Below are 24627 nucleotides of genomic sequence, written 5' to 3' on the forward strand. Positions count from 1 at the left end.
GGCCCCCTCCGGCTGATAGAATGAAGACGGCGCCTCCGGTGCGGGTTCCCGCGTTCGGAGGCTTTTTGTATGCCGACATACCTGTACCGAGCCGCCATCCGCGACCTTCGCGGGACCGACATCCTGCCGCTGAACGAACTCCGGGAACGCCACCCCGACCTCTACGAACGTGAGGCCGCGAAGTACTCCTACCGGCCGCAGACGATGGACAACCCGGTCCACCCGCTTGCCTGCCGCTGGAGCGATGTGGTCTTCCTGTCCCCGGTCCATCCTGCGCCGATCTTCGACGCGCTCCGCGAGGCGGGCCGGGTCGGACCGGCCACCCTCGCCTACTGGACCATCGAGGCCGAGCTACTCGACCCCGACCGCACCTGCATCCTGCTCAAGCGCCACGATCCACAGTTCCGCCCACAACCCGCCTCCGACTACCTCCCCTACAGCGCGGAGACCGTCGCCACCCTGTCCACCCCATCGACCAAGGCGCTCGACCGGCTGCGGAACCTCAACGCCACCGAGCCACTGCTCCCCTGGGCCGACATCCCGCACATCCTCCATCGCGGCCCGCTCGCGGTGAACCTCTTCCGCGACGCCGACGGCCGACCCGTCAGCCCTTGAGTCGCGGCAGCCAGGCCGGGACCGTCCTGCGGTAGTCGTCGTACTTCGCGCCGTACTGCCGAAGCAGGGCGGGCTCCTCGTACCACCGGACGAAGGACGCCATCACGGCCCAGGCGAGGATGCCGTACCCGAGGATCCAGAGGTCGAGGAAGGTGAGGGCCTGGCCGAGGATCGCGGTGACGACTCCGACGTACATGGGATTGCGGACGTAGCGGTAGTCGCCGCCGACCACGAGCTCCTCGGTCGGCGCGACGGGCGCCGGCGTACCGCGTCCTTCCCGGACGAACCGCACGAAGGCACGCAGTACGACGTATGCCCCGGCGGCCACCAGCACGAGTCCTGGCCAGAAGCGCGGGCTGGCCCAGCCACTGATCCACCAGGGGATCACGCCACCCACCACGCACGGCGCGGCGAAGAAGAACACCGTGCTGCCCAGTACGGCCTTAAGCATCGTCGAGCCTCGCGATCACGCGATCCGACAGCTCACAGAAGGTCTCCAGCTCGGCCGGACTCAGGCCGCCGAACCAGTCGGCCAGCGCGGCGAAGTCACCGGCGTCACGCTCCCGCCAGTACGCCGCACTGTGATTCGTTGCCGATAGCAACTTGCGGCGCCGGTCGGCGGGATCGGGCTCGACCTGCAACAACTCCTTGCGGACCAGGGCCGCGACGATCTGCGCGACGTTCTGATGCGTGCTCCCCAAGGCCGCGGCCGCCTCGGCCAGCGACGGCTTGCCCATCGCCGTCACCGCCGTGATCAAGGCTGCCTGCTGCGTGGTCAGCCCATCGGTGCGCAGCCGCTCGTCCATCGCATAGCGAAGCTTCTGGGCCAGCATCAGCGTCGTCCGGAAGGCCCGGACCGACGGCGCCAGCTCCGAGCCCGCACCGATCCCGAACAACTCCTCGGTCTTGTTCCGTGGCGACATAGGCAATATATTACCTATCACAGTCGAAGGGGGCAACCACCGTGATCTGCCTGCTACCGCATTGCGCCTACCTGTCCGAGACGTCCCGGATGCTCGAGCTGCACCGCGCCCTCACCGAGCTCGGCCTCGAGGTCCGCGTCGCCACCCACGGCGGCCCGCACGAGCGCCTGCTGGCCGAGGCCGGCATCCGGTACGACGTCCTCGGGCCGGGCATGACGCCGGCCAGAGCGGCCCGCTTCGTCGGCTCGGCGGTCGGGCTCGGCGATCCCACGCAGAGCATGTACGACGACGCCGAGATCCAGACCTATGTCGCGGCGGAGGCGGAGTACTTCCGTGCCCACGGGATCACCGTCGCGGTCACCGGGTTCACCGTGACCACGTTGCTGTCCTCGCGACTGGCCGGCGTACGACTGATCACCGAACACGCGGGCAGCTTCGTGCCGCCCGTCTTCGAACACCGCCTGCTACCGGCCCCGACCCGGCCGGTGGATCCACGACTGAAGAACGCACCCGACTGGTTCACCCGATTCCTCATCAACAGGACCTGCAACCGGACCACGGCGTACACCGGCGGCTTCAACTGCGTGGCCGCATCGCTCGGTGTAGAAGGAATTCCGAGCCTGGCCGCGCTGCTGCTCGGCGATCTCTCGTTGGTCCCGGAGATCCCCGAGGTACTCGGAATCTCCTCCACCGAGATCGCCGCCTGGAGACCCGGCAAGGGCTACCGCGACAGCTCTCGGCTGACGACGGTCGGACCGCTGTACGCCCATCTGGACCTCCCGGTGCCCGCTGAGGTGCAGAGGTTTCTCGACCGGCCGGGCCCGACGATCTACCTCGCGATGACGTCGACCCCGCCCGCCCAGGTCCGTACGGCGATCGCCGAGCTCAGCCGGCTCGACGTACGGATCCTGGTCGCCGGCACGATCCACGATCTCGGCGACTTGTCCACCGACCAGATCATGATCGAGGGCGTACTGCCCAGCCATCTGGTCATGCCGCAGGTCGAGCTCGCGGTCACCACCGGCGGGCAGGGCAGTGTGCAGACGGCCATGGCCTGCGGTACGCCGCTCCTCGGCATCCCACTGCACATCGAGCAGGACCTCAACGTCGCCCTGGTCGAACGCCTCGGCGCAGCCCGTCGCCTCGGCCGCACCGACAACCTCGCCGACCTCGCCACCCGCATGCTCGACAATCCCACCCACCTGGAAGCCGCCGAGCGCATCCAGAAGCTGTACGCCGCCGTCGACGGACCGGCCGCGGCAGCCGCAGTCATCGCACAACAGGCCTGACCGCCGTGTCCGGTGCGGCCGGGATCCTTCGACGTCTCTGCTGAAGCTCCCCAGCAGAGAGGACAAGGATCATGGACGTCACCAAGCACCAGGGGCGCGCCTGCGGTATCGCCGCCGGACCCGTCTTTCTGACCGTCTGGGCCGCGCAGGCCTTCACCCGGGACGGATTCGACCCGGGCCGGCATCCGCTCAGCCTGCTCGCCCTCGGCAGCGCCGGATGGATCCAGATCGCGAACTTCGTCATCACCGGCGCATTGGTCGTCGCCGCGGCGGCGGGACTCCGGGACCAGGGCCGATGGCTGCCCCGCTACGTCGGAGCCCTCGGGATCGGCCTGATCCTGGCCGGCGTCTTCGTCACCGATCCGGGCGCCGGCTTCCCCGCGGGAGCACCCGAGGGTCGGGGAGACCTGAGTTGGCACGGCCTCCTGCATGAGGTCGGCTTCGGCGTCGTACAACTCGCGTGGATCGCGGCAGCCGTCACAGTGGCGAAGCGTGCGGCTGGCCTACCCCGGTGGTCGACCATCGCGACGATCGTGCTGGCCCTGGCCGTCGCGGGTTGGCCGGACCCCGACACCCTCAGCGTGCGCTTGGTGATCGCGACAGCCATCCAGTTCGCCTTCCTGGCCGTGCTCTGCGCCCAGCCGCAGACGTCCGTGACTCGGGTCACCACGGCGGCCAGTGGAGATGCATAGCATTCCTATGTATATTGGTTGAACGTGATCGGAACTGAGCTGACCCAGCTGGGTGTGGACCTGGTGGTCGCCTCCGCGCGGGTGACGCGGATGGCGAGCCGGGACGTGAGTGCCCTGCCGCACGCGGCGATGCGACTGCTCGGGCGGCTCGACGAGCTCGGCCCGACCCGGATCAGCGAGCTCGCCAAGGCCGACCGCTGTTCCCAGCCGACGATGTCGAACCTGGTGCAACGCCAGGAAGAGCAGGGCTGGGTACGCCGCGAGGCCGATCCGGCCGACTCGCGCGCCAGCCTGATCAGCCTCACCGACGCCGGGTACGCCGAACTGCAGCGCGCCCGCCAGGAAGCCGGCGCCGCGATCGCCACCCGGCTCCGCCAGCTCCCCGCGACCGACCTCACCACCCTCGAGGCCGCGGTCGCCGTCATGCACAAGATCCTCACCCTCGATGTTGTGGAGGACACGCCCCGGTGAGCAACTCGTTCCTGAAACAACCCAAGTCCGTCTGGGCGGTCGCGTTCGCCTGTGTGATCGCGTTCATGGGCATCGGCCTGGTCGACCCGATCCTGAAGCCGATCGCCGAGCAACTGGACGCCAGCCCGTCGCAGGTGTCGCTGCTGTTCACCAGCTACATGGCGGTGATCGGCGTCGCGATGCTGATCACCGGCGCGGTCTCCAGCCGGATCGGCGCCAAGCGCACCCTGCTCATCGGTCTGGCCATCATCGTCGTGTTCAGCGCCCTGGCCGGCCTGTCGAACTCCATCGGCGCGATCGTCGCCTTCCGCGCCGGCTGGGGTCTCGGCAACGCGCTGTTCATCGCGACCGCACTGGCCACCATCGTCAACTCCGCCAGCGGTTCGGTCGCCGAAGCGATCATCCTGTACGAGGCCGCGCTCGGCGTCGGCATCGCGGCCGGCCCGCTGGTCGGCGGTGAGCTCGGCACGATCTCGTGGCGCGGTCCGTTCTTCGGCGTCGCCGTACTGATGACGATCGCGCTCGCGGCGACGGCCTTCCTGCTTCCCGCGTCGCCACCGGCGGCACGTCGTACGTCGATCATCGAACCGCTGAAGGCGTTGCGGCACCGCTCGCTGGCGACCGTGGCGATCACGGCGTTGCTGTACAACTTCGGGTTCTTCACGCTGCTCGCGTTCACGCCGTTCCCGCTGGCGATGTCGGCGCGGCAGATCGGGCTGATCTTCTTCGGCTGGGGGATCGGGCTGGCGATCACGTCGGTATTCGTGGCGCCGCGGCTGCAGCGGTGGTTCGGCACGCTGCCGGTGGTGATGACGTCACTGCTGCTGTTCGGCGCGGACCTCGCGGTGATGGGTGTGTACGCACATCACAAGGAGGTCCTCGCGATCGGAGTGATCGTGGCCGGACTGTTCCTCGGCATCAACAACACCCTGATCACCGAGGCCGTGATGGCCGCCGCTCCGGTCGAGCGCGGTACGGCGTCGGCGGCGTACTCCTTCGTCCGATTCTCCGGCGGCGCGGTCGCACCGTGGCTGGCCGGCAAACTCGGCGAGGAGATCAACGTCCAGATCCCGTTCTACGTCGGCGCCTTCGCAGTACTCCTCGCGGTCGGCGTCCTTGCCACCGGCTGGAAGCCTCTGTCCCACCTGCGCACCCCAACCGCCCACTCCAAGGTCGAAGCCGAAGCCCTCACCGCCGCCGACGCCTGAGTCCCCGAAGCCGGGACCATACCAAACGGTTTGGTATGGTCCTGGCATGGTGACGCGCACCGAGTGGCTGGAGGCGGGGCTCGAGCTGCTGGCGGACGAGGGAGCGCCGGCTGTCACGATCGAGCGACTGACCGGGAAACTCGGGGTCACCAAAGGGTCGTACTACCACCACTTCAAGGGCGCCGCGGGTTTCCGTACGGCGCTCTTGGAGTCCTTCGAGGCGCAGTTCACCACACGTCTGATCGACACGGTCGAGCGTGAGCCGGATGCGGAGCCGGCGGCCAAGTTGCAGCGGCTGCTGCAGCTGGTGCTGTCCGATCCCGACAGCGCTCAGCTGGAGATCGCCGTGCGGGCGTGGGCTTTGCAGGATGCCGAAGTACGGGCTGCGCAGGAGCGGGTGGATCGCGCCCGGACGGCGTACCTTCGCGAGCTCTGCCGCGGAATGAAGGCCGACGCCGACCCGGACCGCTTCGCTCAACTCCTGTACCTGATCCTCATCGGCGCCGAGCAAGTGCTGCCCTCGGTGCCGAAGAGCGACCTGCGCGAGATCTACGCGATGACACTGCGTCTCGCGACCGGAGAGACGTTGATCGACTAGGAGGCCGCCATGCCGACCCGTACCGATCTGCCCGAGATCGACGACCTGCTCCCTGTGGTCGACGTCGTCGATGTGAAGACCGTGCGCGGTGCGGTGTCGCTGCGCGAGTTCACCGCGGGTGCTCTTGGCTATTCGCCGCTGTGGATCAAGGGATTGTTCGCTGTCCGGATGGCGGTGGCGCAGGTGCTCCGCCTCGAGACGACCGGGATCCCGGAGTCGCGACGGCTTCGGCCGGAGACCGTGAGCTTCACGCCAGGCGACCTGGCGTCGTTCTTCACCGTCGAACGTGGCGCGGAAGACCACTACCTGCTGCTCAAGGTCACCGACAACCACCTGATCGCGTACCTGGCGATCATCACTGACAACGCGCAACCTGTCAGTGAATTCAAGGTCGTCACACTGGTGCGGTACCTCCGATCCGCGGGACGGTTCTACTACAAACTGATCGAGCCGTTCCATCACCTCGTGGTGCGCAGCATGGCCAATGCCGGCGTCAGGTCATTCGCGTCCCGCTAGCAGGGAGATCGGTTGCGGGCTGGTCGCTCGATGCGCGGTGAACGCGGCCGCGGCACCGACGACGACCATGGCCGCGGCGAAGATCAGCCCCAGCAGTCGCCACGGAATCGCCAAAGCGGCAAGGCCGTAAGGGCCGGCAGCGATACCAGCCAGCGCAGCCGCGGCGACCAGGGCACCGAGCAGTACGCCGATGATCACGACAACGGTCGATTCGACCAGGGCGACCGCGACGACCTGGATTCTCGTCAGACCCGCCATCCGGGCCAGCGCGAACTCGCGGCGGCGGTCGGCCGTGGACATCACCACAGCGTTGACGACGGCAACAGCGGTGAAGATTCCGGCGAGTCCCATGAGCGCGGCGAAGAGGCCGGAATTGCTGCGCTGCTGGGCTTCACCTCTTGCTTCCGCCCACTCCTTGACGGTCTTTCCTGCTGGTGGACTGTTGCCTGGCGCAACTTTGATGAGCGTTTCGGTTCGGCCGCCGGCCGGGAGCAACGTGCGCGGGATGAAGAAGTTCTCGCTGACGTCGAGAGTTTCCGGCATGATCGCGACCACCTTGACCGGGATCTTCCTGTTGCCGAGCGCAATGGTGAGGGTCGATCCGAGTTTGTAGCCCTCGGCGGCCATTCCGGGGCCGATGGCAATCGTCCGGCCGGTCAGCCGGTCCAGTGATCCCTTGCGCGGGCGGAGCTTGTGCGTTTGCTGATAGGCCGCCGGGTCTATTCCGATCGCCTCGGAATACACGGTTCGCTTTCCACGGGTGATTGCGACAGGTACGGCGGTCTGCGGTGCGGCGACCGCGATCCCCGGGCCTTTGGGCACCTCGTCGCCGGTCACCACCAGGTCGGCGGTGATCAGCCTCTCCTGTTCGACGCCGACCGCTTTGGCGAGTGATCCGAACGTGCCCCACAACCCGACCACGAGTCCCACCAGCACGATCAACGGCGCCGCGGTGGCAGCACTTCGCCGTACTGCATGAAGAACGCCGGCTCGGGCGAGGTCGGCGATGAGGTTGCCGCGAAGCACCGCCGCGGGAAGGCGACCGGCCAGTGGTACGACGATCGGGCTGAGCTGGCTGAGCGCGATCGAACCGCTGATCATCACGATCAGGCCGATCATCAGACCGGCAACGAGATCGCGAGCTGCCTGTGCGGCGGTCACGAGCAATACCGTGCACGCGGCGGCCGAGAGTCCCCAGAACCAACGCCATGCGGTCATCACGCACATCGCCTTGGGCGACTCTGTGAGTGCTTCGAGTGCACTGACCCGGGATGCTCGCCAGGCTGCCGTGAGTACGCCGACCAAGGCGGTGCTCACCCCGACGATCATCGCGGCCCACATCGCAGCTTGATCCCAGGGCGCGTCGAACCACGAGGGCAACATGCCGAGCTTGATCAGCAACACCGACTGAGCCCAGGTGCCGAGTAGTCCGACCGGTACGCCGATCGCCGTACCCAAGACCCCGAGTAGGCCGGCCTCGCACAGCAGCATCAAGCAGACGTATCCCCGTTGCGCCCCCACCAACCGGAGTAGCCCGAGCTCACGCCGGCGCTGCGCGACCGTGAACCCAAAGGTCGTGCTGACGATGAACACGGTCAGAAACACCGCCAGCATCACCGACATCCCCAGCAACGTCGCAGCCCCGACATACCCCTCGCGACCCCTGGCCCGGTCGTAGGCGGACAGACCGGCCGGCAACACCGGCCGATCCGTCGCCGCCAGCACCTGCAGCCCCGACTGCACGAGCCCAACCCCGAGCGCGACAGCAACAACCGCCCCCGCGAACAGCTGCCACCGACTGCGCAAAGCCCCCACCGACAACCTCAACATCCTCCAACCCAACCGCGGCGAGGACGTGACGACCCGGGCCCACAAACCCCACCCGAGGTATCCCCCGCGCTACCCCACCGCCGGTTCTTTTCAGCCCAGCGCCGTACGCCCGCTACCTCAGGACCTCCAGAAGTGCGGCGAAGTCTTGGGTGTCTATTTCCCGGGCGCCGATCAGGGCCTGCATGAGCAGGCCGTCCAAGGCGGCGACCAGGAGGCCCGCCTTCTGGGGGTCGGCGGTGAACGCTCGGGCGATCTCGGTGAGGGGCTCGAGCCAGGCTCCGGCGACCGGGCGGAGGTCCGGGCGGCGGGCGGCGTACAGGTAGAGCTCGTAGAGGGCGAGCGTCCGGCCGCGTCGGCGGACCAGGCTGTGCTCGATCAGCCGGGCCAGCTCATCCGCCGGTCGCGCACCCAGCTCGCTCCCCCGCCCGTGGAGCTCGGCCGCGAGATCCTCCGCCGCCCAGGTCAGCGCCGCGACCAGCAGATCGTCCAGCGTCGGGAAGTGGTACGTGATCGAGGCGACCGACACATCCGCCGCCGTGGCCACCGCGCGATGGCTCACACCTGCGACTCCGTCGCGCTCGATCACCGTCAGCGTCGCCCGCAGCAGCTCGCTCCGCCGCTGCTCACCGCGCATCCGGCGCCCGTCGACACCCCGCCTGACCTGCACGAACAGCAAACTATCAGGACAGCTGTACGGATTGTTTTTCGTCCCGGAAATCGCGGGAACGACCGGTTTCCGGCGCCTAGGCTCGGATTCCGTGGCCACCAACGACATCAGTACGGCGATGCGTCGCGCCCTCAAGCGCGCCGACGACGGAAAGACACTCGACCCGGTCGAGGCGGAGGTTCTGCTCACCGCCACCGGTGATGCGCTGACCGCCTTGATGGCGACCGCGGCGCGGGTCCGCGACCAGGGTCTGGCGGACGCCGGCCGGGCCGGGATCGTCACCTTCTCGAAGAAGGTGTTCATCCCGCTGACCCGGTTGTGCCGCGATCGCTGCCACTACTGCACGTTCGCGACCACGCCCGGTCGCGTGCACGCGCCGTACCTTTCGCCCGACGAGGTGCTGGAGATCGCCCGGCAGGGTGCAGCGCTCGGCTGCAAGGAGGCGCTCTTCACGCTCGGCGACGCGCCCGAGGAGCGGTGGGACGCCGCGCGCACCTGGCTCGAAGAAGCCGGATACGACAGCACGCTCGACTACGTGCGGGCGATGTCGATCCGGGTGCTCGAGGAGACCGGGCTGCTGCCGCACCTGAACCCGGGCGTGATGAAGTGGCAGGACCTGCAGCGGTTGAAGCCCGTCGCGCCGAGCATGGGCATGATGCTGGAGACCACCTCACGGCGGCTGTTCGAGGAGAAGGGCCAACCGCACTTCGGCTCGCCCGACAAGGACCCGGCCGTCCGGCTGCGGGTGCTCGAGGACGCCGGCCGGTCGAACGTGCCGTTCACCACCGGCCTGCTGATCGGCATCGGCGAGACGCTGGCCGAGCGGGCCGACTCGATCTTCGCGCTGCGCAAGATCGCGCGGCAGTACAACGGGATCCAGGAAGTCATCATCCAGGGGTTCCGGGTGAAGCCCGACACGGCGATGCGCAACGACGACGACGTAGCGCTGGAGGAATGGCTGGCCGCGATCGCGGTCACCCGGATCGTCCTCGGGCCGCGGATGCGCGTGCAGGCGCCGCCGAACCTGGTCGACCTGACCGAGTGCCGCGCGCTGCTCGACGCCGGTATCGACGACTTCGGCGGAGTCTCGCCGCTGACGCCGGACCATGTGAACCCGGAGCGTCCGTGGCCGCAGATCGACGACCTGGCCAAGGTGACCGCGGACGCCGGATTCACCTTGCGGGAAAGGCTGACCGCGCATCCGGAGTACCTGCGTGAGCCGTGGCTCGACCCGCGACTGATCTCACACGTCGAGGCGCTGGTCGATCCCGCCACCGGGCTGGCCAACGAGGACGCGATGCCGGTCGGCCTGCCCTGGCAGGAGCCGGACGGCGGCTGGGACAGCGTGGGGCGGACCGATCTGCACACCGCGATCGACACCGAGGGACGGCGTACCGAGACTCGCTCGGACTTCGACGCGGCGTACGGCGACTGGGACGTACTGCGCGAGGACGTGGCCGCGCGTCGCGCCGCCGACTCGAGCGCCGCCGAGCAGGCACTCGACCGCACCGGCGCACCGGAGCGGATCGAGGCCGAGACGAAGGCCGCCCTCGCCGCGGCCGAGCGCGATCCGGCCGGCCTGTCCGACGCCCAGGCGCTGACGTTGATGACGGCAACAGGTCCGGCACTCGACGCGCTGGCGTCGTTGGCGGATGACTTGCGCAAGGCAACGGTCGGCGACGACGTGACGTACGTCGTCAACCGCAACATCAACTTCACCAACGTCTGCTACACCGGCTGCCGGTTCTGCGCCTTCGCCCAGCGGCGGACCGATGCGGATGCGTACTCGCTGTCGATGGACGAGGTCGGCCAACGCGCCGAGGAAGCCTGGGTGATCGGCGCCACCGAGGTCTGCATGCAGGGCGGCATCCACCCCGACCTTCCCGGTACGGCGTACGCCGACCTGGTCCGGGCGGTTAAGGACCGGGTGCCGGACATGCACGTCCACGCGTACTCGCCGATGGAGATCGTCAACGGCTCGGTCCGCACCGGGCTGTCGATCGAGGACTTCCTGATCTCGGTGAAGGAGGCCGGGCTGGACAGCATCCCCGGGACCGCGGCCGAGATCCTCGACGACGACGTCCGCTGGATCCTCACCAAGGGGAAGTTGCCGACGGCAACGTGGATCGAGGTGATCAGCACCGCGCACAAGGTCGGACTGCCGTCCAGCTCGACGATGATGTACGGCCACGTCGACGCGCCGCACCACTGGGTCCAGCACCTGCGCACGATCGCCGCCGTCCAGGACCAGACCGGTGGGTTCACCGAGTTCGTGCTGCTGCCGTTCATCCACCAGAACTCGCCGATCTACCTGGCCGGCGTGGCACGACCGGGTCCGACGTACGACGAGAACCGCGCGGTGCACGCGATGGCGCGGATCATGCTGCACGGCCGGATCGACAACATCCAGTGCTCGTGGGTGAAACTCGGTGTCGACGGCTGCGTCGCGGTCCTCAACGGCGGCGTCAACGACATCGGCGGCACCCTGATGGAGGAGACGATCAGCCGGATGGCCGGCTCGAAGCACGGCTCCCGCAAGTCGATCGCCGAACTCACCGCGATGGCCACGGCCGCCGGTCGCCCGGCCCGCCAACGCACCACGACGTACGGCGATGTCCCGTCGCGGCCGTCGGTCGAACTCGCCTGAGACGCTCGCCGGTTGGTGTCTGGTCCCCAGCAGCACCAGACACCAACCAGGCGGCATTCCCTTGCACTACAGGGAAACGCCGACCGCGCCTGATGTCGGTCGCCACCTCACTGGCGACCGGCACCGCTGTCGGCGCGGCCGGCGTCCTGCTGTTGCCCCGAGAGGGCAGTCGGCCCGAAGGAGGGTGGGCCCGGCAGCTCATTCCGTGACCGGCAGGGGAGGTACAGTCCGGTCGCGGACGGGAGCACATCGGAAACACCTGGAGCCTGTGTCAGCGACCCGTCCGTCGCCGACAGCAGAACGTTGTCACGCGGCCACAGTCGCGGACCATCCCCCGGATCAAACATTTGCATTGCCTTTGAACAAGACAACACTCTGTAGATAGATCCTCACTTTCCGTGCAGATGTTGCCTTCCGCAACAACAGAACCGCTGATCCGACAACCGCCCACCCGCAGCGAGCCCGATGAACCGTGCCCGAAAAGTGATCTACAGAGACAGAGCACTGCCAGCGCTCGCGACCAATCCGGCCTAGACCTCTCGACCACTCGAACCCACCACAGACCGCTGCCGAGCTGTTCCGCTGGACCTGCACCGAGCTGACCCGCTGAGCCGGAGTACCGAGCTGTTCCGCTGGGCCGGCACGTGGGACGCAAATGCAGCAGCGGCCTGCCTCCGAGCGTGCTCGGGGCGGGCCGCTGGGTTTCGGGCTAGTACGGGTAGGTGTCGTCGCGGCGGGTGGGGTCGAGGTCCCAGAGGGAGAACTCGACGACCTTGTGCGACTCTTCGCCGCCGGCCGGGGTGAGGCCGGCGTTGTCGTAGTCCTTGGAGCCGAGGCCGTCGAGGTAGCAGAGCAGCTCGAACGCCGACTGCGCGTCCTCGATGTCGTCGATCACCTCGTCGTTCTGCGCCTCGTCCGCCCGGCTCCGGACGTACTGCACGAACGCTTCCGGATCAGTCACCACGAAGTCGTACCGGGCCTGGTAGCTGAGCCGCACGCCGTTCTCCGGCAGCAGCGGCTCCTCCAGTTCGTCGAGCTCGTCCAGGCTGCTGCCCTCGACCATCTCCCGGTAGTCCTCGGGGTCGTCGAAGTCGTCCGGCCCGAGCGGCAGGTCGTCCAGCTCGTCGGGGTCGTAGGAGTCGATCCCGAGGAAGATGTCACCCCAGCCTCGTTCGTGGACGGCGTCCGCGAGCGCCCGGGCCTGGACCCGGACGTTCTCGATCGCGCCGGTGGCCCGCAGGTCGTGCAGGTCCAGAGCGTCGGCCTGCTCCAGCAGCACCCGGGCGAGTTCGCGGGCGGCCTCGGCGGCCGACGCGGGTTCGATCGGCTCACTCATGCTGCGACGGTACAACCATCGGCACATCGACCGCCGCGCCCGGTACGCCGAACGCGTCGACGAGGTCCACCGCGACCGGCCGGACCGCGGCACACAGCTCGTTCACCAGCGCCGTGATCCCCTTCGACCGCCCCGGCGACAACCGCCCGTGCTCGAGGTACCAGGCTCGCTCCGCCTCGATCGTCGCCAGCGCGTGCAGGTCGTAGACGTCCTTCAACTGTTCGCGAATCTCCTCCGGAGCATTCTGCACAGCGGTCTGGAACGCCTCGAGCACGATCCGGTCCACATGCGCCCGCCCGGCCGCGATGACGTGGTCCTGGCACCGGTTGAACACCTCGAACGGCTCGTCACCCGCATCGATCCCGCCCTTCAACCGCCGCGCGACCCCGGACAGCATGTGCTCCTCCCGGAACCGCAGCAGCCCCGAGTGGTACGCGTCGTCCCGCAACCCGGCATCAGGGTCGGCCGCATCGTTCCGATTCGGTACGACGTCCCGCAGCCGCTCGATCAACGGTCGCAGCGCCGCCTTCTCGACCGCGATCTCCACCGCTTGGGCCGCGATGAAGCGAGCCGTCCCGAGCGGGTCGAGCTTCCCGAACGACTCCCGATAGTCCGTCAGCAGACCCTTCGCGACCAGCTGCAGCAGGACGGTGTTGTCCCCCTCGAAGGTGGTGAACACCTCCGTGTCCGCCTTCAGCGTCGCCAGCCGGTTCTCCGCCAGATAGCCGGCCCCACCGCACGCCTCGCGACACGTCTGGATCGTCTCGGTCGCATGCCACGTCCCGAGCGCTTTCGTCCCGGCGGCCTGCGCCTCCAACGCGCGCCGGTCATGCTCGTTGCTGCTGTCATCGAAAATCCGCACGAACTCGTCCACCAACTCCGCCTGAGCGAAGTGCAGCGCGTAGGTCCGGGCGAGCAACGGCAGCAACCGCCGTTGATGCATCCGATAGTCGAGCAGCAACGCCTCGTCAGCACTCCCCGGAGCACCGAACTGCCGTCGCTGAGCGCCGTACCGGATCGCGATCGTGAGTGCGACCTTGCTCGCGTTGATCGCGGCCCCACCGACCGACACTCGGCCCTGCACCAATGTGCCGAGCATGGTGAAGAACCGGCGGTCCGGATTCTCGATCTCACTCGCGTAATTGCCCTCAGCATCAACCTGGGCATACCGGTCGAGCAGCGCCTCCCGTGGCACCCGGACCTGATCGAACACGATCCGCCCGTTGTCCACTCCGTTCAGCCCGAGCTTCGGTCCGCAGTCGGACAACGTGACGCCGGGCATCGGCGTACCGTCCTCCGATCGGATCGGAACCAGCAGACAGTGCACGCCGTGTGTCTCACCGCCGACCACGAGCTGCGCGAACACCGCCGCCATCCGCCCGTGCCGCGCCGCGTTGCCGATGTAGTCCTTGCGCGCGGCCGGGGTCGGTGTGTGGACGACGAACTCCCCGGTCGCGGCGTCGTACGTCGCTGTCGTGTCGAGAGCCTGGACGTTCGAGCCGTGCCCGGTCTCGGTCATCGCGAAGCACCCCAGCAGCCGGCCGCCGATCGCGTCCGCCAGGTATTGCTCGTGATGCCGCTCGGTCCCCAGGTGCAGGATCGCCCCGGCGAACAGGCCGAACTGCACCCCGGCCTTCACCATCAGCGAGAGATCCCCGAAGGCCATCGTCTCGAACCCGGCGATGAACCCGCCGAGGTCGCCCTCACCGCCGAACTCCTTCGGGAAGCCGCGGGCCGGATGGCCCTGCGCGGTGGCTCGCTGCAGCAACTCGAGCACCTTGTCGCGGTACTCGTCCCGCGGCAGCCTGACGGCCAGGTCGTACAGCTCCGTGTCGGCGGCCAGCTCTGCGCGCACGACGTCCCGCGCCGCCTTGTGCGGCCCGTCCAGGTAGTCCCGCAACCCCGATGTCCTCATACCCCTAACTTATGCGTCGCGGTGACCACTTTCCGTCACCATCGTGTGACTGTGGACAACTCGCGTCACGACCCGCATCTGCGGCATTAGAATGACGATCGTGCCGAATTTGCGGATCAGTGAGGCGGCCGCGCTGCTCGGGGTCAGTGACGACACCGTGCGACGCTGGGTCGAGCAGGGCCGGCTGCCGTCGGTCCACGACGGTGGACGGATGGCGATCGACGGGCGTGCGCTCGCCTCGTTCGCCCAGCAGCTCGCGGAGTCACCCGAGCCGGGCACCACGACCGCGGCCTCGGCCCGCAACCGGATGCGGGGGATCGTCACCCGCGTCCTCAAGGACGGTGTGATGGCTCAGGTCGAGATGCAGGCCGGGCCGTTCCGCGTCGTGTCGCTGATGAGTCGCGAGGCCGCCGACGAGCTCGGTCTGGAGCCAGGTGTGGTGGCCGTCGCCTCGATCAAGTCCACCCATGTCGTGGTCGAAATCCCGGAGGCCTGATGTTCCGTCGTACCGCGCTCGTCGCGCTGACCGCCGTCGCGGCGCTGACCCTGGCCGCCTGTGGTGACGACAGCCCGGCCGCCTCGTCGAGTGGCTCCAGTACGACGAACCTGTCGGGCACGGTCACTGTGTTCGCGGCGGCCTCGCTGACCGGGTCGTTCACTCAGCTGGGCAAGGACTTCGAGAAGGCCAATCCGGGTGTGAAGGTGGTCTTCAACTTCGCCGGCAGCTCGGCCCTGGCTCAGCAGATCAACCAGGGCGCGCCGGCCGACGTGTTCGCCTCGGCGGCACCGAAGAACATGGACCAGGTGACCGACAAGAACACCCCGACAACGTTCGTGCAGAACACGCTGGAGATCGCTGTACCGAAGGGGAATCCGGCCAAGATCACCGGGCTGAAGGACTTCGCGGACAAGAACAAGAAGATCGCGCTGTGCGCCGCGCAGGTCCCGTGCGGGGCCGCGGCGGACAAGGTGTTCAAGGCGGTCGGGATCACGCCGGAGCCGGACAGCCTGGAGCAGGACGTCAAGGCCGCGCTGACGAAGGTCAGCCTCGGTGAGGTCGACGCGGCGCTGGTTTACAAGACCGACGTACTCGCCGCCAAGGACAAGGTGGAGGGCATCGAGTTCCCCGAGGCCGACAAGGCGATCAACGAGTACCCGATCGCCACGCTGACCAAGGCCCCGAACGCGGCCGGCGCCAAGGCGTTCGTCGACTATGTCCTCTCCGACCAGGGCAAGGCCGTCCTCACCGCCGCTGGGTTCGACGCACCGTGAGTCGTAGGCGCAGGAGCACGAGCGGGCGACTGCCCCTCGTTCTCCTGCTGCCTGCGCTGCTCGGTCTGGCGTTCCTACTGATCCCACTGATCGGACTGCTGGCCAAAGCGCCTTGGTCAACGCTGCCGGGCCGGTTGTTCAGCGCTGACGTCTGGCAGGCGCTGCGGCTGTCTCTCGTGTGCGCAACGCTCGCGACTCTCATCTGCCTTGTGTTGGGCATTCCACTGGCGTGGCTGCTCGCTAGAGGGTCGGTGCCGGGCCGCGGGCTCATCCGGGCGCTTGTCACAGTCCCGTTGGTGCTGCCGCCGGTCGTGGGCGGTGTTGCCTTGCTCTTGGTGCTGGGACGGCGCGGACTGATCGGTGAACGCCTGGATCTCTGGTTTGGCTTCTCCCTGCCCTTCACAACAGCCGGAGTGGTCGTTGCAGAAGCGTTCGTCGCTATGCCGTTCCTGGTGATCTCGGTAGAGGGCGCACTACGTGCAGCCGATCCCCGGTACGAGGAGGCGGCCGCAACACTCGGTGCGGGCCGCTGGCTGACGTTCCGCCGCGTCACCCTGCCGTCTATCGCTCCAGGTGTCGTGGCGGGCGCCGTACTGTGCTGGGCTCGTGCACTTGGGGAGTTCGGCGCCACCATCACCTTTGCGGGCAATCTGCCCGGCCGTACGACGACGATGCCGCTAGCGGTGTATCTGGCGTTGGAGACCGACCCGGACGTGGCCGTCGTACTGAGTCTGGTGCTGCTGCTCGTGTCGGTCGTCGTACTGGCGTGTCTGCGCGAGCGCTGGATCAGTGGGTTGCGATGACTCTGTACGCCGATGTGCGAGTGAGCCGTGGAGCCTTTGAGCTCTCACTGGACCTGGTGGTCGAGCCTGGCGAGGTTGTCGCGTTGCTGGGACCTAACGGCGCCGGCAAGACCACAGCGCTCCGCGCGATCGCCGGTCTGCTGCCTGTTGGTGCTGGCCGCATCGCACTGGAAAACGAGGTGTGGGACGAGCCGCCGAGGGCCTTCCGTACGCCGGACCGGCGGCCGATCGGCGTGGTGTTCCAGGACTACCTACTCTTCAATCACCTGACCTGCTTGGAGAACGTTGCTTTCGGGCTGCGGGCTCGCGGTGTCGACAAGCACGCGGCCCGTGCGGAGGCGTTGCGATGGTTGGAGGCTGTTGGGCTCGCGGCGTTCGCCCGCACCCGGCCCCGCACGCTGTCCGGTGGCCAAGCGCAGCGGGTGGCGCTCGTGCGGGCGTTGGCGACCAGCCCGGAGGTGCTGCTTCTGGATGAGCCGCTGGCCGCGTTGGACGCCAGCACGACGCTTCATGTCCGGGCTGAACTTGGTCAGCACCTTCAACGGTTTCCCGGACGGACTCTGCTCGTCACGCACGACCCACTCGACGCCATGGTGCTCGCGGATCGTCTGGTGATCGTCGAGGACGGCCGGGTCGTCCAGGAGGGGCGTCCGACCGACATAGCCCGCCGGCCCCGCACCGACTACGTTGCCCAACTGGTGGGTCTGAACCTGTACCGCGGCACCGCCTCCGGCACCACAGTCCACCTCACCGACGGCGGCACCATCACCCTCGCCGAACCTGCGGACGGTCCGGTCCATGTTGCCTTCCCGCCCACTGCGGTCAGCTTGTACGTCGACCCGCCATCAGGCAGTCCCCGTAACACCTGGCCCGCCGTGGTCACCGGCATCGAACAACACGCCCACACCGTCCGAGTCCGACTGTCCGCCACCCCCACCGGACCCGACACCCTCCTGGCCGACATCACCCCAGCGGCGGTAGCTGACCTGCACCTCTCTCCCGGCCAACCCCTCCACGCCACCCTCAAAGCCACCGAGATCCACACCTACCCCAACTGACCCACCCACGCGTGCTACGCACCCGCTCCTGCGTCGCAGTCGCGTTCACCGGTTGGCGGCCAGGACTGCGGCGAGGCCCTCTTGTAGGTCTTTGACGAAATACTCGGGGACCTCCAGCGACGGGAAATGTCCCCCGCTTTCGGGTGACCTCCATCGGACGATCTGTCGGTACCGCTCTTGTGCCCAGGCGCGCGGATACTTCTCGATGTCGCCGGGATACATGGTGATTGCTGACGGGACGTCGACCCGAAGTTCGGGGTCCAGCGAGTTGTGGCTCTCGTAGTAGATGCGGGCCGCCGATGCGCCGGTCCGCGTCAGCCAATACAAGGTGACGTCGTCAAGAACGCGGTCTCTGGAAATCGTCTCGAACGGGCTGTCTTCGGTGTCTGACCACTCGGCGAACTTGTCGAGGATCCACGCAAGAAGCCCGACCGGTGAGTCGACGAGCGAGTAGCCGATGGTCTGCGGCCGGGTCGCCTGCTGCTTCGCGTACGCCGCGCGGTGGCGCCAGAAATCGTGGGTTTCCTCGGTCCACTCGCGCTCGACCGCCGTCAGCCCGTCCGTTGTCAACCCGGGCGGTCCCGCCGCGAACGTTGTGTGGATGCCGAGAACGTGCGCCGGGAACCTGCCGCCGAGAACCGTGGTGATATTGCCTCCCCAGTCGCCGCCGTGGGCTGCGAACTTGCTGTAGCCGAGCCTTCCCATCAGCTCCACCCATGCGGCCGCGATCTTTTCCGTTCCCCACCCGGTGGTGGCCGGCTTGTCGCTGTAACCAAAGCCCGGCAGCGACGGGACCACGACGTGGAACGCCGGCGCGTCCGCATCTTTCGGATCTGCCAGCTCGTCGACAACATCGATGAACTCGGCAATGCTGCCTGGCCAGCCGTGCGTCAAGATCAGAGGAGTGGCATCAGCGCGCGCGGATCGGCGGTGCAGGAAGTGGATTCCCAGATCATCGATGGTCGTGCGGAACTGGCCGATCCGGTCAAGGCGATCTTCGAACGACCGCCAGTTGTACCCGGTGCGCCAGTAGTTCACGACATCGACGAGGTCGGCGAGCGGAACGCCCTGTTCCCATCGGCGAGGGTCGGGCGCGGCGCGATAGACCGTCTCGGCCTCCGGTAGCCGCGCCGCGGCCAATCGCGCGCGCAGATCGTCGAGGTCGGCGTCAGTTGCGTGGGCTTCAAATGCTTGCACGTCGCTGGTTGGGCGGGGCATGGGACCTCCTGGCCATCGCGGAACCGGCTGCGAACCATTGCGAACCGTCTAAGACGGTTCTACCAGGTCTTCACGTCAGCGCGCAACCAGCTAAGGTGGTTCCATGCGTACTGAATTCCCTGACTTTCGCCTCGGTAGCGTGCTGGCGACCAGCTTCACGGGGACTCTGTCGGAGCGTCAGGGCGACGCTGTGGAGCGCATTCCCACACCGCAGCGACTCGTCGACTGGCTGGCAGTGAGCGGCCTCGCCGTGGACTCCTGCACCACCGCCCAGCTCGAACTCGCCCGGGACCTCAGGGAGTCGATTCACGCCGCCGCGACAGCGGCCGCGCTCCAGGACGCTCTCCCCGCATCTGCTGTCCAAGTCATCAATGACTGCAGCGCTCAGGGTCGGGCCGCGGCTGTTCTGACGCCCGAGGGTAAGCGGCGATGGCAGCTCAGCTCGGCTTCCTGCGTGGAGGATGCCCTCAGCGTGATCGCCGCCGACGCGATCAGCATCATCGCCGGCGAACGAGACGGAAAATTGGCCTTGTGCGCATCACCGACCTGCCAAGCCGCCTTCTTCGACACCAGCCAAAGTCGCACCCGCAGATGGTGTGACATGAACACGTGCGGGAATCGTCAGAAGAAGGCGCGCTTCAGGGCCAACCAGCGCAAGAACTCCACATCAGCGGAGTGATCGCGGATGCGGCGGGGGCCAGTGGGCAGCGTGTCAGGACGATGTGGTGAGTGAGGGGCGTGCGGCGTAGCGATTGGTGCTATGGGCAACTCACGTCGGCTGCTGTCGAGGAATGCGAGCTAATTGGTCTCGTCGACGAGTACGCCTGGGCTTGCGAGCGGCGCTTGACGAGCAATGCGTATCGCCAACCGCCCGGGGGTTGGGACGAGGATGAAGTCTGGCCGTTTCAGGACGTGGGACTCTGAAGCGGAGACTGGTCAGCCCAGTTGGTGGTCCCAGGCCAGCTGGAGGAGGGCGGCGCCGGCGGCTTGCATCGGTTCGTGGCGGGTGTAGGTGTTGATGAATTCGGCGGTGAACGGCTTGGGCGTCAGGAGTTGGCCCTCCTCGTTGCTTTTGGCAACCTTGGGGAAGAGAGTGTCGAAGAGCTCTGCGTCTATGGAGAGCACTGTCAGGAGGTCGGTGGCGAAGGTCAGGGGGTCTACGCCTAGGCCTACGCAGTACGCGCGGATGCTGCCGTTGGCCAACGCGTCTGTCAGGTCGGCGGCAAAGGGCCAGGTTTTGTAGTTGATGGAGTGGGTGTACGTCTCTGGTAGGCCTAGTAGTTCTTCGGAGAGTTCGCGGATGAGGTTTCGCCAGAGGGAGAAGTCGGTGTTTTCGTCTGCGGTTGGTTGGAAGATGCCGGACGGAACTACCTGGTAGAGGCCGCCGGCGTGGCCGACTTTGGCGGGGTCGCGCCAGTGGAGGTAGAAGGTTGAGCCGGCTGACGTGTCGCTGCGGATGGTCAGGGTGCTGATGGCGACGTTGACCGGGCGGCGGGTCGGGTCGCAGGGGTCGCCGATGGTACGGCGGAGTTCGTGGCGGTCGGCGGCGTACTCGTGGGCGGCGGCTTCGCCGGTGTTGATGCTGTCGAAGTATGTGCCGCGGCCGAAGCGCAGTACGGGACGCGCCGCGGCCAGGTCGGCGGTTAGTAGGCGGTAGGTGGGGCGGTTCTCGAAGACTGCTGGTCGCGCTAGGTCGGCGATGGTTTCGGCATACGACGCGTAGCGGGTGCCGTCGGGGCGGAGCGGAAGGGACGTCTCAAGGCCAGGTCCGTCAAAGGTCGCGTCGGGGTCGAACTCCAGGTGCACCGAGGTGAGGGGCAACGGGGCCGAAGGGATCCAGTGGGCCGGAGCTAGGAGCGGGGTCCCCGCGACCCGGCGATCGGCGGGATAGTCAGCAGCGGCCTCCACGCCTAGGCGGTAGCGGCTCTCGACCAAGTGGCGGCGCTCCGCCAGCCAGAGGTCAGAAGGCAAGAACATGAAGCAGTCCCACCAGCGAGGCCGCGCCAACTATCTCGCCGGCGGCTATCCGGTCACTGATGGAGTCGAGGCGGATCCACTCGACACGCGCTGCTTCGTTGATGTCGGTCGGCGGGCCGATGTGCTCGGCGCCGTGCGAGACGAAGAGCAGGTTCTCGGCGTCCGTCGTACCGACCGAAGGCTGGAGAGAGACCAGCGGCTCCACGTTCCTCGGCCGCCAGCCGGTCTCCTCCTCGACTTCACGAGCCGCAGTGATCGCCGGATCCTCGTCGGGGTCGACGTAGCCGCCGGGTAGTTCCCACACCCAGCGATCGATGATGAAGCGGTGCCGCCACATCATCAGGACGTGTTCGCGACTGTCGTCGAGCACGACCATCATCGCGGCCTTCGGCATCCGCAGGATGTATTGCTCGAAGCGTGCGCCGTCGGGTAGTTCGACGGAGGCGATGCTCAGGCGGAGCCGGCGGGTGTTGTCGACTACTCGCTCGCTGTGGATGGTCCACGTCGTTGTCACACGGCGACACTAGTCGGCCGGGCACGAGCGACAGATTCGGAAGTTACGGGTTGTGATGGCGTTGGGACGGATTGACATGTTGTCACGGGGGGATTTGCGCTCAGACGGCGCATCCGGGTTACGAAGAGTGTTTAGTTACTCACTCGTAGTGTGTGGGTTCTTCACACGAGAGTGATGACATCGTGCACTACGACGACCCCCGTCGGGGTGCCCAAGATGTGCGGGGCACCACGAAGGGGGGTCGGACAGTTATGCGTGACGGAGCGCAGGAGAGTTACGAGTTCTATTGCCTGGCGGATCGGACGTTCTACGAGACGCCGGCCAATCGTGGTGCCCAGCATCCTGACTTCGCGTTGTGTGCGCGGGAGGTGCCGGACGGCTGGCAGCATGCGCCCGGCGAAACGTGGATGCACTACGCGCCCAGCGACCTGAAGCTCCCGCAGCAGGGCTGGAAGATCCACATCTCGGCACGGCTCGCCGATGTCGAGCAGACGCTCGAGGCGGTCTGGGAGTACTGCGTCCCGCGCGGGATCGCGTTCAAGTTCCTCCGCAACGAGCCCGTACTGGTGATGGTCAACTCGAAGTCCGCGCCGCGTGGTTCGAGCGGCAAGCTGGTGACGATCTACCCGGCGGACGAGGCGCAACTGCACACCACCCTGACCGAGCTCGACGAGATCCTCCAGGGCGTCGAAGGCCCTTATATTCTGAGCGATCTTCGCTATTCCGAAGGCCCGCTCTTCGTGCGGTACGGCGCCTTCGTGAGCAGGTTCTGTCTGTCGCCCACCGGCGAGCGGGTGCTCGCCGTCGAGGACGACCAGGGCCGGCTCGTCCCGGACCACCGCAGTCCGACGTTCTCGGTGCCGCCGTGGGTCACGCTGCCTGCGTTCCTGCAGCCGCATCTCGACGCCCGCAACGCGGTCACCACGAACGAGCTCGCGTACACGATCGACGGCGTCATCCAGTTCTCCAACGGCGGCGGGGTGTACCTCGGCCACCACACCGAGACCGGCGAACGCGTAGTCCTCAAGGAGGGCCGCCCGCACGCCGGTCTCGACATGGCCGGGCGTGATGCGGTCGCCCGGGTCAGCCACGAACGCGACATCCTCGAGCAGCTCGACGGCCTGGACGTCGTACCGCGGACGCATGACTATCTGCAGCTCGGTGAGCACCACTTCCTCGTGCAGGAGCACATCGATTCGGTGTCCTTGCAGCGAGAGCTGGTACGGCGCTATCCCCTGACCCATCCGGATGCGACCGAAGCCGAGAAGGCCGAGTACGCCGCCTGGGCCACCGAGATGGTCAGCAAGGTCGAGGACGCGGTCGGGCAACTGCACGGTCGCGGAGTCGTGTTCTGCGACCTGCACCCGGACAACGTCCTGCTCGACGGCAACGGCCGGCTGACGCTGATCGACTTCGAGGTCGCGACCCGGGCCGAGGACAAGGCACGGTCGACGCTCGCCCACCCGGGCTACGCGGCACCGCCGGATCGCCAGGGCGTCGACGTGGACCGCTACGCACTCGCCTGCGTCGCGCTCGGTGTCTTCGCCCCGCAGGCCACAATCCTGCTCAATCTCAGTCCAGGCAAGGCGTTCCAGCTCGCCGACATGATCACCGAGACCTTCCCGGTGCCCAGGGCAACGATTGACGCCGCGGTCAGGACCATCTGTCCGCAGCAGACGGACGACTTCAAGAACGTCGCCCTTCCCGGCAAGGCCGAGTGGTCCGACGTACGCGACGCACTCACGAGAGCTATCGTCGCCAGCGCGACGCCGGAGCGGACCGACCGACTGTTCCCCGGTGACATCGCCCAGTTCCGAGACGGCGGCGGCATCGACATCGCTACCGGCGCCGCGGGCGTCCTGTACGCACTCGCGAAGACCGGTGCCGGCCGGTTCCCGGAGTACGACGACTGGCTGCGCAAGCGGACTCTGGACACCGAGACCGGCCCCGGCCTGTACGACGGCCTCGCCGGCGTAGCGCATGTCCTCGACGAGCTCGGCTACCGCCAGGACGCACTGGACCTGGTCGACCGTACCCTCGCCGACGACTGGAGCTCTCGCGAGCTGGGACTGCATTCCGGACTCGCCGGCATCGGCTTGAACCTCCTGCACTTCGACACCGAGCCGAACCTTCGGGCCAAGGCAGTGCGGGTGCTCGATCTGGTCGCCGACCGGCTCGGCGACGTCACCGACGTAACGGAGATCAGTGGCGGCCAGCACGCGCGAGCCGGGTTGATGTACGGCTCGTCGGGACCGGCGCTGCTGTTCCTGGCAGCGTTCGAGCAACTGGGCGACACCGGCCTGCTGGATCTGGCGGAGATCGCCATCAGGCAGGACCTCAAGAGATGCACGACAACGCCCGACGGCATGCTTCAGGTGAACCAGGGCTGGCGAACGCTGCCTTACCTCGAAGAAGGTTCGGCCGGGGTCGCGCTCGTCCTCGAGCGGTACCTGCGCCACCGTCCGTCCGAAGAGCTCGCGACCATCCTCGGTGAGCTGCAGCGAGTGACGCACTGCTCCTACTACGTCCAGCCCGGCCTGTTCATGGGTCGCGCCGGTCTGCTCCTGACCGCCGCCGCACTCGGCGAGGAGCAGGCAACGGTCGACGACCTGCTGTACGGGCTCGGTTGGCACGCGATGCCGTTCGAAGGCGGCCTCGCGTTCCCCGGCAACCAGTTGCTCCGTCTCTCGATGGACCTGGCGACCGGATCGGCCGGCGTCCTGCTGGCCCTGGGAGCCGCGCTGCACGACGCTCCGGTGTCCCTCCCGTTCCTCGGACCTCCCCAGTGGTCCGAGTCTCTGTCCCGACGATCTGCACCAAAGGGGGTGTAAAGAACATGGCACTTCTCGACCTTCAGGGTCTGGAGACCCCGGGCTACGGCGGCGGCCACCACCACGGTGGTTCCACGCTGACCGTGCTGGGCTGCGCTTCGCAGCGCCCGAGCAACCTGAGCCTTCTGCTCTGCCACTGATCGGTCCCTGGGCAACCAGGTTCTGAAGGCCCTGGGTGGGCGGCAATACCCACCCAGGGCCGAACCTGCATTCCGCCCCGGTTCACCGAACAGCTGAGCAGTCGGGC

24 protein-coding genes are annotated in these 24627 nt (G+C 67.5%); 15 read left to right on the forward strand and 9 right to left on the reverse strand.

Annotation, left to right across the window (positions count from 1 at the left end; genetic code table 11):
- Positions 1-69: 69 nt before the first annotated feature.
- A complete protein-coding gene (locus tag ACGFIF_RS20045) occupies positions 70-615 on the forward strand; it encodes a hypothetical protein (protein ID WP_393156266.1) in 546 nt (181 codons plus the stop codon).
- Here ACGFIF_RS20045 and ACGFIF_RS20050 read toward each other — a convergent pair.
- Positions 605-1066 (reverse strand): methyltransferase family protein, encoded by a 462-nt coding sequence (locus ACGFIF_RS20050; RefSeq protein WP_393156268.1) that lies wholly within the window; start codon positions 1064-1066, stop codon positions 605-607. The genes ACGFIF_RS20045 and ACGFIF_RS20050 overlap by 11 nt on opposite strands.
- Positions 1059-1538, reverse strand: a complete 480-nt coding sequence (locus tag ACGFIF_RS20055) for a MarR family winged helix-turn-helix transcriptional regulator (RefSeq protein WP_393156269.1) — start codon at positions 1536-1538, stop codon at positions 1059-1061. The genes ACGFIF_RS20050 and ACGFIF_RS20055 overlap by 8 nt, the downstream gene beginning before the upstream one ends.
- A gap of 41 nt (positions 1539-1579) precedes the next feature.
- Here ACGFIF_RS20055 and ACGFIF_RS20060 point away from each other — a divergent pair, with 41 nt between their 5' ends.
- From ACGFIF_RS20060 to ACGFIF_RS20085, 6 genes are all read left to right on the forward strand, one after another.
- A complete protein-coding gene (locus ACGFIF_RS20060) occupies positions 1580-2827 on the forward strand; it encodes a nucleotide disphospho-sugar-binding domain-containing protein (protein ID WP_393156270.1) in 1248 nt (415 codons plus the stop codon).
- Between the two features lie 71 nt (positions 2828-2898).
- On the forward strand, positions 2899-3519 hold the full coding sequence (locus tag ACGFIF_RS20065) for a DUF998 domain-containing protein (protein WP_393156273.1): 621 nt from the start codon (positions 2899-2901) through the stop codon (positions 3517-3519).
- 24 nt (positions 3520-3543) lie between these two features.
- Complete coding sequence (locus tag ACGFIF_RS20070; protein WP_393156274.1) at positions 3544-3990, forward strand: MarR family winged helix-turn-helix transcriptional regulator; 447 nt, start codon at positions 3544-3546, stop codon at positions 3988-3990.
- On the forward strand, positions 3987-5198 hold the full coding sequence (locus ACGFIF_RS20075) for an MFS transporter (protein WP_393156276.1): 1212 nt from the start codon (positions 3987-3989) through the stop codon (positions 5196-5198). Before ACGFIF_RS20070 ends, ACGFIF_RS20075 begins: the two co-directional genes overlap by 4 nt.
- Positions 5199-5244: 46 nt before the next feature.
- Positions 5245-5796 (forward strand): TetR/AcrR family transcriptional regulator, encoded by a 552-nt coding sequence (locus ACGFIF_RS20080; RefSeq protein ID WP_393156278.1) that lies wholly within the window; start codon positions 5245-5247, stop codon positions 5794-5796.
- Positions 5797-5805: 9 nt separating this feature from the next.
- A complete protein-coding gene (locus ACGFIF_RS20085) occupies positions 5806-6312 on the forward strand; it encodes a DUF2867 domain-containing protein (protein ID WP_393156279.1) in 507 nt (168 codons plus the stop codon).
- On the opposite strand, the gene ACGFIF_RS20090 is transcribed toward ACGFIF_RS20085, so the two are convergent.
- Both ACGFIF_RS20090 and ACGFIF_RS20095 read right to left on the reverse strand, forming a co-directional pair.
- Entirely contained in the window at positions 6295-8055 is a 1761-nt protein-coding gene (locus tag ACGFIF_RS20090) for an FtsX-like permease family protein (protein WP_393156280.1), read from the reverse strand. The two genes, ACGFIF_RS20085 and ACGFIF_RS20090, sit on opposite strands and share 18 nt — an antisense overlap.
- A 199-nt stretch (positions 8056-8254) precedes the next feature.
- Positions 8255-8809, reverse strand: a complete 555-nt coding sequence (locus ACGFIF_RS20095; RefSeq protein ID WP_393156281.1) for a TetR/AcrR family transcriptional regulator — start codon at positions 8807-8809, stop codon at positions 8255-8257.
- A 91-nt stretch (positions 8810-8900) separates the two neighbouring features.
- Between ACGFIF_RS20095 and ACGFIF_RS20100 the strand changes: the two genes are divergently transcribed.
- The gene (locus ACGFIF_RS20100) at positions 8901-11456 is read left to right on the forward strand and encodes a bifunctional FO biosynthesis protein CofGH (RefSeq protein WP_393156283.1); all 2556 of its coding nucleotides are present in this window, start codon (positions 8901-8903) and stop codon (positions 11454-11456) included.
- 709 nt (positions 11457-12165) lie between these two features.
- Here ACGFIF_RS20100 and ACGFIF_RS20105 read toward each other — a convergent pair.
- Positions 12166-12792: a hypothetical protein gene (locus ACGFIF_RS20105; RefSeq protein WP_393156284.1), complete on the reverse strand. Its 627-nt coding sequence runs from the start codon at positions 12790-12792 to the stop codon at positions 12166-12168.
- The gene (locus ACGFIF_RS20110; protein WP_393156286.1) at positions 12785-14707 is read right to left on the reverse strand and encodes an acyl-CoA dehydrogenase; all 1923 of its coding nucleotides are present in this window, start codon (positions 14705-14707) and stop codon (positions 12785-12787) included. The genes ACGFIF_RS20105 and ACGFIF_RS20110 overlap by 8 nt, the downstream gene beginning before the upstream one ends.
- 49 nt (positions 14708-14756) lie before the next feature.
- On the opposite strand from ACGFIF_RS20110, the gene ACGFIF_RS20115 reads away from it, so the two are divergent.
- From ACGFIF_RS20115 to ACGFIF_RS20130, 4 genes are read left to right on the forward strand one after another with little or no spacing between them, the layout of a single operon-like run.
- The gene (locus ACGFIF_RS20115) at positions 14757-15203 is read left to right on the forward strand and encodes a molybdopterin-binding protein (RefSeq protein WP_393156808.1); all 447 of its coding nucleotides are present in this window, start codon (positions 14757-14759) and stop codon (positions 15201-15203) included.
- On the forward strand, positions 15203-15979 hold the full coding sequence (modA, locus tag ACGFIF_RS20120; RefSeq protein ID WP_393156287.1) for a molybdate ABC transporter substrate-binding protein: 777 nt from the start codon (positions 15203-15205) through the stop codon (positions 15977-15979). The genes ACGFIF_RS20115 and modA overlap by 1 nt, the downstream gene beginning before the upstream one ends.
- Positions 15976-16782 (forward strand): molybdate ABC transporter permease subunit, encoded by an 807-nt coding sequence (modB, locus tag ACGFIF_RS20125; protein WP_393156289.1) that lies wholly within the window; start codon positions 15976-15978, stop codon positions 16780-16782. Before modA ends, modB begins: the two co-directional genes overlap by 4 nt.
- Complete coding sequence (locus ACGFIF_RS20130) at positions 16779-17840, forward strand: ABC transporter ATP-binding protein (protein WP_393156290.1); 1062 nt, start codon at positions 16779-16781, stop codon at positions 17838-17840. Before modB ends, ACGFIF_RS20130 begins: the two co-directional genes overlap by 4 nt.
- A gap of 45 nt (positions 17841-17885) precedes the next feature.
- Here ACGFIF_RS20130 and ACGFIF_RS20135 read toward each other — a convergent pair whose 3' ends face one another.
- Positions 17886-19058, reverse strand: a complete 1173-nt coding sequence (locus ACGFIF_RS20135) for an epoxide hydrolase family protein (RefSeq protein WP_393156293.1) — start codon at positions 19056-19058, stop codon at positions 17886-17888.
- A gap of 103 nt (positions 19059-19161) precedes the next feature.
- Between ACGFIF_RS20135 and ACGFIF_RS20140 the strand changes: the two genes are divergently transcribed.
- Positions 19162-19737 (forward strand): CGNR zinc finger domain-containing protein, encoded by a 576-nt coding sequence (locus tag ACGFIF_RS20140; RefSeq protein ID WP_393156294.1) that lies wholly within the window; start codon positions 19162-19164, stop codon positions 19735-19737.
- A gap of 257 nt (positions 19738-19994) precedes the next feature.
- Here ACGFIF_RS20140 and ACGFIF_RS20145 read toward each other — a convergent pair whose 3' ends face one another.
- Together ACGFIF_RS20145 and ACGFIF_RS20150 are read right to left on the reverse strand one after the other, a co-directional pair.
- A complete protein-coding gene (locus ACGFIF_RS20145) occupies positions 19995-20864 on the reverse strand; it encodes a hypothetical protein (RefSeq protein ID WP_393156296.1) in 870 nt (289 codons plus the stop codon).
- A gap of 154 nt (positions 20865-21018) precedes the next feature.
- Positions 21019-21549: an NUDIX hydrolase gene (locus ACGFIF_RS20150; protein WP_393156298.1), complete on the reverse strand. Its 531-nt coding sequence runs from the start codon at positions 21547-21549 to the stop codon at positions 21019-21021.
- A gap of 251 nt (positions 21550-21800) precedes the next feature.
- Between ACGFIF_RS20150 and lanKC the strand changes: the two genes are divergently transcribed.
- Positions 21801-24380 (forward strand): class III lanthionine synthetase LanKC, encoded by a 2580-nt coding sequence (gene lanKC, locus ACGFIF_RS20155; RefSeq protein ID WP_393156299.1) that lies wholly within the window; start codon positions 21801-21803, stop codon positions 24378-24380.
- A gap of 5 nt (positions 24381-24385) precedes the next feature.
- Positions 24386-24520 (forward strand): SapB/AmfS family lanthipeptide, encoded by a 135-nt coding sequence (locus ACGFIF_RS20160; RefSeq protein ID WP_132210032.1) that lies wholly within the window; start codon positions 24386-24388, stop codon positions 24518-24520.
- Positions 24521-24627: the final 107 nt, after the last annotated feature.

Source organism: Kribbella sp. NPDC049174, from assembly GCF_043197365.1.
GTDB lineage: Bacteria > Actinomycetota > Actinomycetes > Propionibacteriales > Kribbellaceae > Kribbella.